Here is a 17,587-nt window from a genome sequence, read left to right as displayed (position 1 = left end):
AAAACCTAATATGAAGTAGAGGAAATTATATGGTTCAAATTACCAATTCAAGTAATGAACGAATAAATAATATTCATACATTTCTACAAGGCAGTAATCCTATTGGATTAGGGGATGATTGCCTCAAGTCGGTATTGGTTTTGGAAATGGCGTGTGAGGAGTTAACGTCAGCAGAGCAGATGAAGCGTAGCCGCATTGAGAATGCACCACAGTTACCGGCACCCAAAAACAATTTATCCGTTATGTTCAAGGCAGCCGCGGCAAAAGAGGAAAAACTATCACTAAAGGAAAAAGGATTTAACGCATCTTCAGTACTCGTTGAGAGCCTTTCAACATTACGCCAATTATTACATGAAGGAAATATTAGTGAGTTAGCTAATCGTCTCCAATTGTTGAATATAGAATCAAATTCACTTCGAGAAAAAGGGAATGATTTATTAAATTCTTTTTCAAATAATACGAATAAAGCCAGCGAACTTAATAATGAAGTTAATGCGCTAAAACAAGAACGTGTTGAAAGTAAAGAGCGTTTAGCGAGTCTTCAGTCTCAGCAAGGCGGCAACCAAGAAGAGATTAGCCTGCAAATTAAGGCGGAAAATACAAAGATTACCAGTTTAGGGACTAAAATTGATAACTTGCTTGAGTTAGCTGGTAATTATGCGAAAGACGCGAATGAAGATGCCAAGAAACTCAATCAATTTGTAGAAACAGCACCACGCCGCGTTGAGGTTGATGGTGAAAAATGGGAAAACACTCTGGCATTGCTCACGATGCTAACAGCTCAGCTGAAAAAATCGATGAATGAAGATTCGATTCGTAATATGAAAGAGCAAGAAGAAGTGATGGCAACTATCAATGAAGCTACCCGAAAAGACTCAGATAAAAAGGCCAAAGAAGCGGAAGAAGCCCAGCGTAAAGCTGATGAAGCAAACAAAGCGGCCTCTTGTGCCAGTAAAATTTTTAGTTATGTGATGCTTGCCGTGTCTGTTATCGCCACCGTTGCGACGTTTGGCGCCGCTGCACCATTAACGCTTGCAGTTGCTGCTATCGGTATTGCTATTTCAGTGGCTGATATCGTTTTAGAAGAAACGGGGCAAAGTAGCCTTATGCAGATGCTAGCAACGGAAATTTCTAGTGCTGTTACCGACATGTTGATGGCTTTTGGTGTTCCTGAGGAAAAAGCGAAACAAATTGGGAGTATTGTTGGAATGATTTTGGCCGCAATCGCATTCCTAGCCCTCTCATTAGCTTCTATGTCATCTTTTGTGAAAAACATCGGTAATGTTGCTGGCAAGGTAGTAAAAATGCTGGCTAAAAATGCAGGGACATTATTGAAAAGCATCATTAAGTCGATGCCAAATAGTTTGATGAGTGCCTTAGGTAATATCGCAAATGGAGCCGGAAAGGTAGGGAAATCGGCAGATGACATGGTAGTACTTACTAAGTTTAGCAAGTTGGCAGATAGCATTGATGACTTACAGCAAGCCGTAAAAACCACCACTAAGGTCGCTAAAAAAGCCGATGACATGAAAGATATTGCGAAAGCGGCAGATAAAGTCGCAGACCAAACTGACAATGTCACGGGTATCACTAAAAACTCAGATAAAACCGTAAACACGGTTAAAACTCAAAGTGTTGCAGCGGCTCGCCTCGAAGTAGGAATGAAGGGAACCGGAGCGGCATTAACGGTTGCGAATGCGGCGACAACCGGAGGGCTAAATTTGCATGCGGCGGGCCAAATTAGAGATATGAAAGAAATGCTTGCAGGGATGATGCTTAACAATGAAACCATTCAAGCGCTGGATGAATTATTAAAAAGCTTATTGAAATCCATGTCTCAACATTATGAAATATCTGAGGAAATGTTCAGTGGAATGCTGACGTCATTAAATCATTCAGGTCAAGTGAAAGCCAATACACTGAAAACCGCCCGCTTTGCATAATTAATATAGGAATTTATCAAATGAGTCTTAATATTCAATCAGAACTAAGTAATCCCGTTTTACGTCGTAATCCTGTTAATTTTGGTGACGTTTCCCCAGTAACTAACAGTAATACAAAAGCAGTAGCCACTCCTTTACTGCAGGGAGTGCAATTAAATGATGTGCACACCGTGGCATCAGGGCCTGAGATGCAGATGGACAAGCCATTATTAAAAGTAACTCAATTTTCAATACATGATGACCAGATGCTTGCGGATATTTCTGCGTTAACGAACTCCGATAAGTTAGCCACATTGGATGATCTTCATACCTTCCGAACACTAACGCCAGAAAATATTCAGCAGGCAATTGGCAAGGTGTTAACAGAAGAAAAAAGTCATATTGAACAGCTTATTGGAGATGCTCAGTTACCAGATGAAGCTGATTTAAAACAAATGTCCCAAGCCGTTCAAGTTTTGATTGCCAGTAGTTTCTTCAAAGATTCACCTTCAGGGCGGGTTGATAGTGGTAATAAAGGTCAAGAACCTATTGATAGTATTAAGAATAACTCGTTTGTTGGAATTATTAGTAATGATTTACTGGTGGAGCTGTCGAAAATTATCCGCAAAGTGATGGCAGAAATCAATATTTCAGACCGGCGTATTAGTGCGGAATTTCTGCAATTAAATGCCAAAATGGTACAAGCTTCTGCAGACTCAACAATTCGTGAAGGGAAAGAAACATTTAAAGGCGCGATGATGGGCTTCTTTACTTCTCTCGCGATTACTGCTGCGGGCAGCGCTTTCCAAGCAAGAGGGCTGCGCCAACAACACCAATCGATTAAAAATAACTTAATACCAGGAAACCAAAACATCAGTGGTGCAAGTAAGTTATCTGGGTTAAATGGCAACGTGGGAAGCGATGTAACGAAACCGAATACCTTGAGTTTAGTGGGGAAAGATGGCTCAACAGTGACGCTGAGTAATCAAGCGACACAAAGTCAAAAGAATCTTGCAAGCCAAAGAATTGAAGAAGCAAGCAAACGTACGAAAGATTTGGGGCTGTCACAGCATGAAAAGCACGAGCAAGTCATGAACAAATCTCGCGTGCAAATGGGCGTGGCAGAGCTAGCCTCTCGAATGTCAGATAACGCGGGTCAATTAGCGACAGCGTCAAATCAAGTTAATGTGAAATCGGCAGAAGCGGATAAAATGATTGAACAATCCGTGGCAGACACTGCACGTTCAGTTTACTCCGATAAAGATAAACAAATTGATAAGAGCCAGGATATTGCGAAACAAATGCAAGAGCATTTACGTGAAATTCGTGAAGGTAGCCTAAGAACAATGCAAAGTATGGTAAGAGGCTAAAAGCTATGGGTTGCTGTAATAGTAGCAGTCTAGATAGTTTCTTTGAATATCAGCCGATGACGGAATTGGTTCCGACAAAGCAAGAACCAATTCCCATTCATGAGGAGAAAACTGCGTCTGATAAATTACATCAACTCTATCTACAAATCCTTGATAAATTAAATCAAATTCAATATTCGGTGCCAGAAGAGACTTATCAGCAGCAACAGAAAAATCATTCTCCTAAAGAGATTCAGCTTAGAGCGAATACTCTGGAACTCGAAAATAAATATGTGAATGATACTTATGCGGAGGCTAAGGCATTAAGAGCGACAAGAAGAGTGGAAACTCTCGAAGATGGCCGCTCGCATATTAATGGGCTGACTGGGTTGATTGATAATATTCATACGGATTATCAGAAAAAATACGGTGAATTAGTGAAAGCATCAACTCAATATATGCAAGATATGAACATGGCATTGGGTACTATTAGTCGTCATATTTCCGCTGGGGATGATAATAAAATTCATTTTAAACCAGGGGAATATCTGGCCTCGATCGATAAAATTTTATCAAAGTATACAAATAAGCATTATCCAGATGATGGTGGGTATGGTTCGTATTTTAATAATTGGGATGTTAAATATAAAGAGACTAACGAGTTATTAAGTATTGACTTCACACCTGAGGCGTACACTTTTTGGAAAAAAAAACTGGATGGTCAGGGGTTTGTTGTTAGGAAGCACGACCAAAAAATTCAAATTTACCCGGATTTAGAATATATCCAGGAAACTTATAAAATAGTTCGTAGAACCTCTGGTATTTGGCATGGTAGTGATATTTTGTCACAAGAATTCCAAAGCTTACAAACAGCCATTGATAGTCAAAAAAATGCGATTAATAGCTCAGTATCACGTTTATTAGAAACCTTTCGACAAGATAATAGCCACTTTGAAACCTTAATCCAGTTACTTATTCAACTCTATAAAGATTTACAGCAATATAATAATGGCTACGTCAATATGTAATGTCAGAATTGAATTTTGCCTATAGAGTGAAATTTGATTTTTATTTAATTTTATATTAATCAATAAGGAGAGGTGATGATGAACATTGAACGTAATAATATACCTATGTCACCTGTTAATAATTCATTATCTGCACCTGAAAATAATAAACTATTTTCAAGAAATATAAATTCAGTTAATAATACAGGTCAGGAAGCTCTTTTTCCTGTCAAAGAAAAAGGTATTAATAAAATATATGATATTCCAGGTGATAATAAAGGGTTGCATCCTAGTAATCAGGATTTGCAGGCGAATATAGTTAAATCGCTATTAAGCGAGAAATACCCTGATATTAGTTTGGAAATGATAACCAAAACCCAAAATTTAGGGGCTGATGGCTATTTAGAAGAAAAAGAGTTGCAATATATTTCTAAAAATATATTTGTTGTTTTGACATTGTTAACTGATGAGGAAATTAAAAAGTCAAATATATTAGACTGTATGGCAAAGTTAATTAAGAAAGTTAATAATAGTAGTGGTAAAGACACTAAGCAGATGGTTAAATCATTGAAAGAAGTGTTTGAAGCAATGCCTTTTAATAATATCTGGAGTGAAAGAAATATTTATGATTTGTCTCAACGTCTTTTTAATAAATATGTTAAGCCTAAAGCTAAAGAAAAATTAACATCTTTGTTAACTGAAAAAACCATCGAAGAATTCCCGATCGATAAATTATTTGTTAATTTTCTTTTTAACACAAAAAATGAATTAATTATGGAAGCGAAAAATCAGCTGAAAAAACATAAGTCTGATGGATCAGTTGATAAACACTTACAGCTAGATATTATATTTTCGGGGGTGGAACAGTATCTTGAAACTATGAAGGAGTTAACTGTTTCTATAAAAACGGATGATGAGACTGAAAATACGGCAGCTCCAAATCCAGATAAAAAGATCAAACCAGAGGATAGCGTGGATGGTGGTAACGAAAGTATTTCTGATGACAACAAAGAAGCGCCCTCTCCGCCAACTAAACCTATAACGGTTAACTTTAACAATATCTATAATGTGATGCAGGGGACTGCAAACACAAATACAAATACAAATGATAAACATGTAGATCCTAAAGAGCAGCAGGTTGAAGGTAACAATCAAGAAAATGGTCAAGTCGCTGATCAACAAATGATAGATGATATGGCACTGGATGGAATGAATAAAAAACCAGCAATAGATTTTAATGTTTTATTGGGGATAAAAGATGCAGCCAAAGAAACAAAGCCTAATGTAGACCCAATAAGACAAGAAGCCCTTTTGGAATCCCGGCCTTTATTAGTGAGGAAATCAAATACTATTGCTCAGGAGCAGCTGAACTATTCAGCACCTTCAAGGCAGGAAACTACGTTTTCACCTAATACTTATCAAAAGGACAAAAATAACCGCTGGGTACTCAAAGAGCAAAAAGATCAAAAAGCGGTGACATTATCGGCAAATGGCGCACTCACCCGTAATTTATCAGATAAGGCAATCTACCAAGGCGACCGTGAAGCAGTTAAAACAGTCGTGGATACTTACTCACATATTCCAAATACGGGTAAGCCAGTGACGTTAACTGAAAGAGGTGCGTTAACGCGTGACCAAAGCAAGAAAGACGCTTACACCACACCAGAGTGAGAAACCAATTGAAAAATGAACAAACAGACATTCACTGGCAATGGCTTTCAGAGCAAATTCAATTCATACGGACTTATTCGGGCATCGAAAAGGCCCTTACGATAGATTCTGAGTTGATCCGTGATGTCCATATTGATTCGCTGGAAATGTTAGAGTTGATAGCGGCTATCGAGCAGTATACAGAGCAGCCAATTCACGATGCAGTTTGGATGAAATGGCATAATTTACTCGACATTGTCGAGTACCTATTGAGTGTCAAATAAAAACAGAAGGCCACGGTATTTAACCGAAGCATAAAAGAATAGCCCCTATAGGCGCTATTCTTTTATCATTATGCTGCAGACTTTGGCATCATTCCGTGGGCTAAATGGCCTTTATGGAAAGTCGCGAACCTTGGTGAGATCCGTGCGACGGCTTCGGCAGAACAAGATGCATCGAGTAGCACAAAGCTGGCATCATCCCCTTTAGCTGGCCACACTTGTTGGCCTTTTTCATCTAACGGCAGAATATTGCCTGTTGCGATGGCAAGTGAACGGGATAGCGATAGCTCATCAGGGCGAGTATACAGCTGCGCGTACAAATTGGCTTTTTCTAGCATATCGCCTAGGCCAAAGGGCGACCAATGGTCAATCACACTGTCCGTTCCGGTCATCACAAATACCCCATTTTTATTTAGGGTTTTCAGTGGCATATGCAGTGTGCCAATCGGGACGGTAGAGGCAATGGTGATTTGTTGCTCAGCTAACTGTTTTGCCGTTTTTTCCGCTTGTTCAGGGGTGAGTGTTGCCAGTGCAAAGGCATGGCTGATGGTTACTTTACCGCGCAAACTGCGGTTTTCATCCACTGTTTTAATCATATAATTGATGGCGGCAACGCCTGCTGGGCTCGTTTCATGCAGATGAATATCCACGCCTTTGTTGTAGTCCAACGCAATTTGGAACATCGAATCGAGGGACTTTTCCATCGCGCTATCTACATTGGTTGGGTCTAAACCGCCAACGTAATGAGCGCCTGCTTGCATGGCTTCACGCATTAAACCTTCTGACTTGGAGTGTAATAAGCCATGTTGTGGAAAGGCGACAATTTCGCAAGTGAGGTCTTGTTGGTGTTCACCAAGCACTTTTTGTAAGGCTTCTAAATTTTTTAAACCGGAAACGGGCTCTATATTACAATGGCTACGCGCAATCGTTGATCCTTGGGATTGGATCAGTGCGATCAGCGCATTTGCTCTTTCTTCCGTGAAGGGTTGTAATTCAGGTAACAATTTTTGCTCTAACGCGATCATATCCATGATGGTTTTGCCTTCACGTGACTGTGGTGCTTGCCATGGCCCGCCATAGAAGGTTTTATCAAGGTGGATATGCATGTCACGAAAGGCCGGTAGCATCAGTTTACCTTGCGCACTATAGGCATTTAATGTGCCATCTGCATGCTGTTTATTCGGTAAAACAGCTGCAATTTTACCGTCCCGGATTTCTACCGTATGTAATGCGGTTTGGGTGCCGACGACCGTTGAGTCCTGATAATTAAAGCCAGTTTCGAGTAATACGTCATCGAGGTAATAATGTTTATCCGTAATACTGGATAGGCCTGCTTTTTGGCTAGTTTGGCCTTGAGCGGAGGCAAAGCCCGATACCGCGCCGAATAAAGTGCAAGCGGCTGCGACTTTAGCGCTGGTGGAAAGGAACTCTCTTCTGCCTGATGATTTTTCTGCTTTCATAGAAACTCCTAGTGATATCCATTTACTGTCGAATTTCCTGTTTTTAAGCGACACTTACCCACTCAGATCGTCATTAAACGATCTGAGGGATACTGCAATTTGCGATTAACAAAAAATTCGCATGATCCAGATTATAGAAACTTACCCTTGAATAATATGGGTTCCCGTTTCACCGCGTAAGGCTTCTGGTAGCTTTTCAGGGGTGGTGATGATCACGCGTTTACCACCATTGGCAATAAACGATAGGCTGGCTTCAATCTTCGGTAACATGCTACCCGCAGGGAAATGGCCTTCTTCCATATAACGCTGCATGTCGCGGGTGCTGGTTTCACCGAGTGCTTTTTGTTCAGGTTTGCCGAAGTGAATACACACTTTTTCGACACCTGTGGTGATAATTAAAATATCGGCATTGAGCTCTTTCGCCAGTAAAGTTGTTGAGAGGTCTTTATCAATCACCGCGTCAACACTTTTGTAGCCACCATTGCCGTTGTCAATGACTGGAATACCACCACCACCTGCAGCAACCACCACATAATTGTGTTCTGTTAAGGTGCGGATAGCTTGTGATTCAATGACTCGTTTTGGTTCGGGGGAGGCCACCACACGGCGGTAACCGCGGCCAGAGTCTTCAACAAAATGCCAGTTTGGGTTTTCTTGCTGCAATTGCTGGGCTTGTTGCTCAGTGAAAAATGCCCCAATCGGCTTGGTAGGCGCGCTAAAGTTTGGGTCGTTTTTATCGACTTCAACTTGTGTCACTACCGTAATCGCTTGGCGGTTATGGCGTTTTGCTAAGACGTTAGTCAGCGCTTGTTGAACTAAATAGCCAATTCCACCTTGCGTATCCGCCACACAGTTAGCCAGTGGTGTTAAAGGTAAACCTTCGGTTTCGTGTGCAATCTCAGCACGGCGCAAATCTAATCCAACTTGGGGTCCATTTCCATGGGTCAAAACAATGTTGTAATCGCCTTCCAGCATGTCACTAATATGATGTGCGACTTCTTGAACGGCTTTTTCTTGAGCTTCGATAGACTGGCTGTTGTTATCTTTGATAATACTGTTGCCCCCGATGGCAACAACCACGAGTTCTTTCATTGTTAATGTATCCTGATACAGAGAGTTAACTGAGGGTCGGTGTACTGAGTTGAGTACATCGACCCTGTAAAGTGTGCTGGATTACACTGACTTACTGAGTTTCTCAGATTTTTCAGCTTGTTGCTCTTCCACAGATTTTCGGCTATCTAAAAAGTGCTTGAGTACAAACAAAGCCGCCATCATGAGGTATGCGTAAACAAACATCAAGGTCGAACCGGTGGCAATTCCGACCGCTGGGGAGTGAATAATTCCGAAGAAGACTAATATTGCTCCCGCTGCAGCAGCAATAGCTCCACGCAGTGGCTGGTTGAGGATAGCAAAGATAGCAATACAGCCCCACAACATACTGGCTAAAGGTGCCCCGTTACCTAAATGAACCAGACCTTGGTAATAAACCCCTTTGTGTAACAAGGTTTCAACACCAATTGCACTTGCAGAGGTACCTGCCGCGCCCATAACACTATTAACCATCGTCAATGCCCAGTTAGCAATCCATGGGAACAGACAGATAAAGATAACGGGGACTTCAATTTTTGGCGTTTCTCGTACCACTTGGTTGGCGGTGACAACCCCGATAAACACCAGTATTGGCACGATAGCGGTCATTGGAATAATCGCTAACATAAAGGCACCGATACCGAATAGTGGGACGATAAACATGGTGATACCGGATGCTAAGGTATAACCCACGCTTGCGCCCATCGCTTTCCAACCCGCGTGACCCACATAAACGGTTACTGGGAATGGGTTACCCAGAAAACAACCGACAGTAGATGATAAGCCGTTAGCTAACATGACTTTACGAGTATTATATTCATCACCAGCAGCATGCGCACTTTCAATATTTTCAAGGTCGAAGATATAGTTTGCTAAGCCAAGTGGCACCGCAGACGCTAAGTAAGGCAGAGCGTGAGGAAGGCCTTGAAAGAAGCTATCAATATGGATACCTGGTGGGTTGAAGCCAAATGATGCCATTGAATCTTTGATTGCTTCTGCACTTTGCAAGCCGGAAGCCCATGCCAGTACGGTACCAGCAATTAGCAGTAATAAGCCTGTTGGGATGCGAGCAAAAATCGGTTTTTTACCAAACCAGTTAATGAAAATTAATAACAGCACAATGAATGAAACCGTTGGTGCTTCAAACGCTTGCAGCATCGGGTTCATCGCCAGTAACAGTAATCCTAAACCGGACAAACAGGATAACAGTACGGTGCGTGGGATCATTTTACGGATGGTTTCACCTAAGAAAGAACCACCGACGAGGATCATTGACTCGACAAAACACCAAACTAGTGCGATTTGGATCGCAAATTCGGCATTCTGTGTTGTCTGGTAGACAGGCATGATGACTAAGAACGTCACCGTAAAGATAGAGGGGGCACTCGGGCCTGATGGAAGAGCTGTTACGTCATCGCGCCCAGTTTGCTTTATCATTTGCTGGCCAAAGTAAGCGTAGCTTACGCTGGCAAGTAAAACAGCGAAACCAAAGGCAGGAGCGATACGGCCGTAAACAATTTCTGATGGGATGCCGACAACGAAAATCAAGAGACCCATCATGGTGAGTAGGTTAGTTAGGTTATTGGTCATTAAGCCGAAGTAGGCGGCCAAATCCCCACGTTTCCATTTAATATTTAGTATACTCATAAGTATTCTCCCATACCCGTCATTACCCATCATACTTTAAGCTGCAACTGTGTTGGCTACACTCGGCTACACAGGTCACATACTGAAGTATGCTCCCTGAGATATCCTCGTTTGCCGCCTTGCTGCAACTTAAATTATTTTGGGTAACTGCTTACTCATTTTAAGCCGCAACAAAGTAGTTTTTGTTTTACTTCTGTATGTAAATAATTTGGGTATTGATATTTTATTATTGCCCAACCGGAGTTGGGCGTCTTTTTTATGATTGAAAACTAAGCATATTTCTGTGCGTAGGCCAACATGGCTTTTTCAAAGCAATCAAACGGCGGGTGAACAATACCTGCCCCAATCATACCGATGCCCGCATCTTTATGGGCAATGGCTGTGTTGATAACAGGTAAAATACCGCTGGCTGAAACCTTCGTAATATCAATAGCGGTAGGGATACCCATAAAGCCCAGTAATGGAATAGTCACGTTCGGGTTCTCACCTAAGGTGATTTCACGCATTTGGCGAGAGAAATCGACCGCTTCTTCTACCGTACCGCCAACGAGTGCCACAATTGCTGGCGCTGTTGCCATAGCAAAACCGCCAATACCGTAGGTTTCTGTGATTGCAGAGTCACCGATATCTAAACCAGAGTCTTCAGGTTTGTAGCCTGCAAACATCGGGCCGATAACTTGCTGAGAAGGTCCTGTGAACCACTGTCCCGGTAACCCACTGATACGTAAGCCAAACTCATAGCCATTACGCGCCATAGTGGTGACAACGGTGCTGTATTCGATACCGTGAGCGGCATCCATCGAAGCTTTACACATCGCCATCCACGTTGGGCCGGAGAAGTAATCGCTGCTTGCAACAAAATCAAAGACTTCTTTTTGCTGCGCGACAGAGAAATCAGTTTGAATGATCCCAGTCGTGAGCGCTTGGATAAGTAAGGTTGTTCCTGCATTGTTACGGTTATGGCACTCATCACCCATATGCAGTGCTTGCGCAAGCATCAAGCGCAGGTCGATTTCACCAACGATTTTCATTGCGTCGCGCAGCATTGGACCTAAGACATCACGCATCCAATTTAATCGGTCAATCACGCTTTGGTCGTTGGCGCCCATACGCAGGATTTTAGCCATTTGCTCACTGAGGTTAGTAAACGCACGGTTGCCATAGGTTTTATTTTCAACAATATGCATAAACATTGATGCTGAAGTGACACCTGCCATTGAGCCAACACAATCGTGTTCATGGCAAGGTGAGAAAATGATTTCCCCCGAGGCTGCAACACGCTCTGCATCGGCTAAATCTTTTGCCAAGCCTTCGAAAACCAGCGCGCCCGTCACCGCACCTTTCATCGCGCCACACATATCTTTCCAAGCAACCGGTGGGCCTGCGTGCAGGATAGTGTTTTTGGTCATGCCTGGAACCACGTTAATCGCTTGGTCGTAACCGATTAACACAGGCTGAGATTGAATAATACGCTCAAGTGCTTGGGCATTAGCCGCTGCAATTTTTTCTTGTAGCGTGGCATTACCTTCAATTTGGTCGAGGGCGCGAATAACCGCAACGTTGCCTTGTCCTGGAGGAGTCCAATTTAAATGAGTGACCGGAACATGCTGTTTTTTCAGGTCATCACTGAACATTTCGATGCCAATATTGATGACATTTAATGGCTGCTTAAATAATGAAGTCATTATGCTTTCTCCCCTTTCCATACAAACTCACGCCCTAATAAACCCGTATTGGTGCTGCTACTTGCCCAGATAACACCGGCATCTGTTAGCATTTTGACCTGCGCATCCATCGACGGTGTGTCTTGGTCAGTCCCTAGCACATAGCCTAAAATTTCTAGTTCACGCCCATCTTGTTTGGCAATATTCTTCGCTTCTTTAATCGCGTCTATCATCACGCCGACTGGGTCTTCGTGAGAACCAAAACCTAAAACGAAGTCCATCATAATGACGCCAACTTCAGGGTCGCGAGCCTCTTGCAATAAGCGTTCAATACGGTTGGTAGGGTCGATCATTGGGTGCGGTTTACCGTTGGTAAAGTCGTCATCACCAAAATCGAGGAAGGTGTGTGCAATACTTTTGTTGAGGTCTTTTAAGCGGTAGTCAGGGTTTGGCTGAATATTGCTGTAAACATCATCGTATTTTTCCAAGGCGGCAAACATGGCTTCATCGCATAGCGTTCCACCACAGAATAAGCCACGAATATATTTCTGCTCAGGTTTCAGTTTTGCTCTGACTTCATCAATAAGTGGTAAATTAAGAGGGTGTAAATCTAAATCTTCTTTGCGAATACCGGTTAATAGAACCGCTTTCAGTGCTGCTTCTTTGGTGCTTTGTGCAAAGGTTAGACCCGGCTTATCTTCTGGTAGCGGTTGGCTACCTAAGAAACACACGACAACAGGTTTATGGCATTTTTCCGCTTGTTCTAACACTTTCTTGGCAACGGCAGGAGCTGGTGGCTTAGAAATCAGTGCGATAACTTGGGTTTCATCATCGGCATCGAGCATTTTCAGGGCGTCAATCATCATGATACCGCCAATTTTTTCGCTTAAATCGCGACCACCGGTACCAATTAATTGGGAAACGCCTGCACCAAATTCGTGAATACGGACGCTGAGTTCTTGGCTACCGGTGCCGGATGCACCGATGATGCCAATGCTGCCACGGCGTACATTGTTACCAAAGCACAGCGCAGTACCGTTGATAATGGCGGTTCCGCAGTCTGGGCCCATCATCAGCAAGCCTTTCTTGCTAGCCAGCTGTTTAAGTGCGAGTTCATCTTCAATGGAGACGTTATCGGAAAACAGCATGACATTGAGGTCATTTTCTAATGCAATGCGCGCTTCACGAGCAGCAAACTGGCCATTGACTGAAATGACAGCAAGGTTGGCATCTGGGATATGTGTTTTTGCTGAATTAATGGTGGCGTATTTGGCTTCATGTTGCCCACCGCCCTGGTTTTTCTTATTAAATAGGTCTTCGATAGCAATTAATGTGGCGTCGTTCGCTTCATCGCTTGGGCCTTTAATGACAATCATTAAATCGCCATTTTTAGCCTCTTCTAATTCAGGGGTTAGTAACCCTAAATTACGTAAAACGCCTTTATTCATCTCTGTAGCCATCGCGACAAACGCTTGCTCAACATTGTCGAGTTGATTGGCTTTTGTCGAAATAGACATCAGTGATACGGAATCAAAATAGGTATTCTTTTTTATGACAACTTTAGTCGACATAGTTTTCTCCGAAATAATGGGTGATATACAGGGCATCTCGCAAGCCAAATAGCATGTCGCTGCCAGAACTCGACCCGATATTTAAAATCTCTAAAATTTGTGGATAAATATCTGTTTCTTTCGCATCAACTAATGATTGAATTAGTTGCTGCATGTTTTCTCGAAATTCTCGGTTTAATGCTTTTTCTAATGTGATGGCACTGATTGGTGTCGTCTGGCCTAGGCTGTGGGTTACTCCTTGATAAAAATCAGGGTAAAAAGTGGCAACTGGATGGCCGTTTAATAATAAAAATGCCATTAACCCAACTAAGTAATCATCTCCTGAAGGTGTTAGCCCGATACCTAATCCAACAAACTGGTGGATCACATGAGTCATATTTTCTTTATTTTTCTTAATTATTGATTCAATCAATTCAGAGCGTAATTGAAGCAATTGTTCTGTCATAGAGAGATAAAAAAAGTTATCCCCCTGATATTTAAATAGAGAATTTTTATTTTCAGTTAAGATTAAATCCAAATTATTTCTTTGCTCTTCGATATATAATAAATAATTTGGGTTTTTAAGTTTGTTATCACTAAAGTTGATAACAGGTTGCTGCCATTCTTTACATAAAGAAAATGATATTAAATAATGACTGCCAATCAATATTTCTTTATTAAATAAATAAATGGTTTCTCCTTCTTTAATATCGAAAAGAGAAAAGTCTTTATTGATTAATCGGCAACTATTTGGTGCATTATCTAATTGAGAACAAAGCAAAGTATAAAGTACATTATCAATAGAAAAATTAATGGCTTTATTAAAGACTTGTTCTACTGTTCCTTGAGGTTGTGGCTGATGCAACAAATTGAGAAAATGTGTATCAGCCGTTAGCCCGTATAACCTTTGCCGATGAGATATGGATGCGTTCACATGCCTCCTTATCCTATTTAGAGTCTATGATTTCGCTATGCGCCTGCGGCAATCAGTAGCTCCACAATTTCGTTGTAACCCTTTTCACGCGCTAACTCTAATGGTTTTTTACCATACTTATCAGTCATGTGTGGGTTTGCACCATGGTCTAATAGCAATTTAACGATTTGCTGTTGTTTTTCGCCACCGTCATTGAGCACGATAGCTTCTAATAGTGGTGTCCAGCCTACAAAGTTAGTGTGGTTGACATTAATATCGGTTTTTTCAAGTAACTCACGAACAATTTCCACGTGGCCTTTTTCACTTGCAGGTGTAATGCCCACACCACCAAAACGGGTTAATAAATCTAAATTTGGTTTTGCAGGTAAGACAATGCGCAACAACGTGAGGTCATCATTAAGGCAGCTTAATAAGAAAGGGTTAAAACATGTTTGGTCTTGTTTATTAATATCGGCCCCTGCATTAATTAGGAAAGAAACACATTCATAATGTTTATTCAGGCTTGCATTAACAATCGCCGTACGGCCTTGGCGGTTGGTGGTATTAATATCCACACCTTTTTCAAGACAACTTTTTAATATTTCTAATTGTCCTTGTTCAGCTGCGGTTAAAAAATCGTGAGCGAGAGTACTAGCGGTCATCATTTTCCCCTTAGGTTGGTTTTTATTACCAACATAGATAAAGACAATTTGAAGATTATTTATGATGTGTAGAGCATAGCAATTGTCATTAATAAAAAGAATCCATTTAAATTTAATTCATCAATGAGGCGTTTGATTGTTGAATTAAATTCAATAATCTGGCTTTTTTGTGCGTATGAGCATCCTTTTTTATCGTTTATTGATGGTTTATGACTATTTTTAGACCCAAATTGTGTGATTTTTTTTGTTAATTAAAATCGAAAATCATGATTTACTCAGTTCTGTGATAGACATCAAATTGAAAGTTTTTAATTTGTTAAATTTGTAATTTTATTGATCTCATCTGTATCGAATGTTAATGCTTGGTTTGCCTATTAAATTCAATAATATTAGGTATTTCGAATATTAATAGTGACGTTAAATGTATGGTTTTTACTTGGGAAAAATATATATCAAATTTAATCTATTCCAGTTGTTAATAATTCTGTTAAGCTATAAAAATATGCTCGAAAAATAATCTGATTTTTGCGTTATTGAATTTTATTCACATAAAAAGATGATTTGTCTAAAATTTAAACACTTTTGGTGGTGGGTATGAACTCAATTTTTACGGAAGAAAACTTACTGACTTACACAACAGCAGCGAAATTTGCGAGTTTTAGTAAAGCCGCGGAAGAATTAGGCGTTACCACCTCCGCGGTAAGTTATACCATCAAACGTATTGAAACTTATTTAGATGTCGCATTGTTCATTCGTAATACCCGTAATATTGAACTCACAGAAGCGGGTTATTATTTTTATCGAAAAGCGACCGATTTGCTTAATAGTTTCCATTCCATTCAAAAAAGTATTTATTCCATTGAGCAAGGTATTGAAGCACGGGTGCGTATTTGTATTAATCAGTTATTATATACGCCTTATCATACCGCTAAGTTACTGCAAATATTAAAAAAACAGTTTGCAACCTGCCACATCACCGTGACAACAGAGGTATATAATGGGGTTTGGGATGCCATTATTAATAATCATGCAGATATTGCGATTGGTGCTCCAGGCACGTTGATGGATGGCGGTGGGATTGATTACACTGAAATTGGTGCGATCCATTGGCAATTTGCTATTGCGGCAACTCATCCATTGGCGCTGATGCCAGAGCCCATCGCTGAGAGCCAATTGCGTCTTTATCCAAATATTATGGTAGAGGATACCGCGCATACCATTAATAAGCGGGTGGGGTGGCTACTACATGGGCAGGAAGCAATTCAAGTTCCTGATTTTAATACTAAATGCCAGTGTCAGATACTCGGTGAAGTGATTGGCTTTTTACCTGATTATATGATTAAAGAACATGTTAAACACGGCCTGTTGGTAACAAAACACATTCAGAACCCACGACAAGACTCCCATATGCTATTAGCCACACAACATTCGGCTACTGGGCTTGTGACGCAGTGGATCCGCAAAGAATTTGGCGAAAAGGGGGTTTTAGCAGACCTTTACAGCGACCTCCTAAAACCCATCAATTAGTATTATTGGCTAGCGACATCAAGGGCTTTATCGATGGCATCAGGGATCACTGAACCGTGGTTTTTGCCATCGAATAAGGTAAATTCACAGTGCCTTTGGTGGTTTGCAATCTCAGTGCAAACTTGGCGTGTGCTAATCCAACTTTTGCGCGCTTGGTAATTTTGTACTTGTTCGGCGCTCAATTTGGATAAATCAGGGCTCTCTTCTAAACCGCCTAAAGTCACAAATAGGGGGGAAGCCGTTTGTTTAGCTGTTAGCTTCGCTAAATCCACCATACTTCCTTTACCCCACCATAATGACGGGCTGGCAGACACATAAAACTGAAAATCATCCGGTTGTTGTTGATATGCCATTAAGGTGAATAATCCACCAAATGAATGGCCAAATAGGGTTTGCTTGTTTTTATCAATAGGAAGCCGCTGTTCTGCCCATGGGCGAATAGTGTCAGTTAAAAATTGGTATAGCGCAGGGGAGCCTCCGCCTTGTTTAAATTCGTCACCGGTAACCGGTGGGGTGTAATCGAGCGTTCGCCATGCTTTTGGAAAGGCTTCGTCGATGGGGTAACCAATCCCAATAATAATCGGTAGTTTATCCGCAGGGAGCTTTTCAACTGCGCGATTAACCGCTTTGGGGTATAAGCCATTACCATCAAGCATATATAGGACAGGGCGTTGTGCAGTGACATTATAGGGTACCGCACTGTAAATGCGTAGCGCACGGTCACCGTAGGCCATATCCGTTTGTTGGATATCGTAAAATTGGCTGACTTGCTCGTCCATACTTGGGATAGTCTGGCTAGGGCGTGCGAACGCACTGCTTGCCATACATAATAATAAGCTGGAAATTAATAATTTATTCAATACTCG

At 41.4% G+C, this 17,587-nt stretch carries 14 protein-coding genes; 6 read left to right on the top strand and 8 right to left on the bottom strand.

Annotation, left to right across the window (positions count from 1 at the left end):
* Positions 1–29 precede the first annotated feature (29 nt).
* The 5 genes from sctE to G6Q48_RS22780 all read left to right on the top strand — a co-directional run bounded on the left by sctE (position 30) and on the right by G6Q48_RS22780 (position 6,212).
* Complete coding sequence (gene sctE / locus G6Q48_RS09665; RefSeq protein WP_166266096.1) at positions 30–1,943, top strand: type III secretion system translocon subunit SctE; 1,914 nt, start codon at positions 30–32, stop codon at positions 1,941–1,943.
* A gap of 20 nt (positions 1,944–1,963) precedes the next feature.
* Positions 1,964–3,292, top strand: a complete 1,329-nt coding sequence (locus G6Q48_RS09660; protein WP_166266093.1) for a type III secretion target, IpaC/SipC family protein — start codon at positions 1,964–1,966, stop codon at positions 3,290–3,292.
* A gap of 56 nt (positions 3,293–3,348) precedes the next feature.
* Positions 3,349–4,299 (top strand): hypothetical protein, encoded by a 951-nt coding sequence (locus tag G6Q48_RS09655; RefSeq protein WP_166266091.1) that lies wholly within the window; start codon positions 3,349–3,351, stop codon positions 4,297–4,299.
* A gap of 75 nt (positions 4,300–4,374) precedes the next feature.
* The gene (locus tag G6Q48_RS09650) at positions 4,375–5,949 is read left to right on the top strand and encodes a hypothetical protein (RefSeq protein WP_166266088.1); all 1,575 of its coding nucleotides are present in this window, start codon (positions 4,375–4,377) and stop codon (positions 5,947–5,949) included.
* Between the two features lie 8 nt (positions 5,950–5,957).
* Positions 5,958–6,212 (top strand): phosphopantetheine-binding protein, encoded by a 255-nt coding sequence (locus tag G6Q48_RS22780; RefSeq protein ID WP_166266086.1) that lies wholly within the window; start codon positions 5,958–5,960, stop codon positions 6,210–6,212.
* A gap of 68 nt (positions 6,213–6,280) precedes the next feature.
* Here G6Q48_RS22780 and G6Q48_RS09640 read toward each other — a convergent pair whose 3' ends face one another.
* The 7 genes from G6Q48_RS09640 to G6Q48_RS09610 all read right to left on the bottom strand — a co-directional run bounded on the left by G6Q48_RS09640 (position 6,281) and on the right by G6Q48_RS09610 (position 15,194).
* A complete protein-coding gene (locus G6Q48_RS09640; protein WP_102138769.1) occupies positions 6,281–7,669 on the bottom strand; it encodes an amidohydrolase family protein in 1,389 nt (462 codons plus the stop codon).
* A 141-nt stretch (positions 7,670–7,810) separates the two neighbouring features.
* The gene (locus G6Q48_RS09635; protein ID WP_102138770.1) at positions 7,811–8,761 is read right to left on the bottom strand and encodes a carbamate kinase family protein; all 951 of its coding nucleotides are present in this window, start codon (positions 8,759–8,761) and stop codon (positions 7,811–7,813) included.
* Positions 8,762–8,842: 81 nt separating this feature from the next.
* Complete coding sequence (locus G6Q48_RS09630) at positions 8,843–10,405, bottom strand: xanthine permease (protein WP_102138771.1); 1,563 nt, start codon at positions 10,403–10,405, stop codon at positions 8,843–8,845.
* A gap of 269 nt (positions 10,406–10,674) precedes the next feature.
* Positions 10,675–12,090 (bottom strand): DUF1116 domain-containing protein, encoded by a 1,416-nt coding sequence (locus G6Q48_RS09625; RefSeq protein WP_166266083.1) that lies wholly within the window; start codon positions 12,088–12,090, stop codon positions 10,675–10,677.
* The gene (gene fdrA / locus G6Q48_RS09620) at positions 12,090–13,640 is read right to left on the bottom strand and encodes an acyl-CoA synthetase FdrA (protein WP_166266080.1); all 1,551 of its coding nucleotides are present in this window, start codon (positions 13,638–13,640) and stop codon (positions 12,090–12,092) included. Before fdrA ends, G6Q48_RS09625 begins: the two co-directional genes overlap by 1 nt.
* Positions 13,630–14,553, bottom strand: coding sequence for a DUF2877 domain-containing protein (locus G6Q48_RS09615; protein WP_166266077.1), 924 nt, complete (start codon positions 14,551–14,553; stop codon positions 13,630–13,632). The genes fdrA and G6Q48_RS09615 overlap by 11 nt, the downstream gene beginning before the upstream one ends.
* A gap of 35 nt (positions 14,554–14,588) precedes the next feature.
* Positions 14,589–15,194, bottom strand: coding sequence for an ankyrin repeat domain-containing protein (locus tag G6Q48_RS09610; protein WP_102138775.1), 606 nt, complete (start codon positions 15,192–15,194; stop codon positions 14,589–14,591).
* Positions 15,195–15,788: 594 nt separating this feature from the next.
* Here G6Q48_RS09610 and G6Q48_RS09605 point away from each other — a divergent pair.
* Positions 15,789–16,721 (top strand): LysR substrate-binding domain-containing protein, encoded by a 933-nt coding sequence (locus tag G6Q48_RS09605; RefSeq protein ID WP_166266074.1) that lies wholly within the window; start codon positions 15,789–15,791, stop codon positions 16,719–16,721.
* A 2-nt stretch (positions 16,722–16,723) separates the two neighbouring features.
* Here the strand turns inward: G6Q48_RS09605 and G6Q48_RS09600 are convergent, their stop codons facing one another.
* Entirely contained in the window at positions 16,724–17,581 is an 858-nt protein-coding gene (locus G6Q48_RS09600) for an alpha/beta hydrolase (protein WP_232368215.1), read from the bottom strand.
* Positions 17,582–17,587 lie beyond the last annotated feature (6 nt).

Source organism: Providencia sp. M-27, assembly GCF_011077905.1.
Lineage (GTDB): Bacteria > Pseudomonadota > Gammaproteobacteria > Enterobacterales > Enterobacteriaceae > Providencia > Providencia huaxiensis.
The sequence above is the reverse complement of the archived record's forward strand: the minus strand, read 5'-3'. Positions and strand labels throughout refer to the sequence as shown.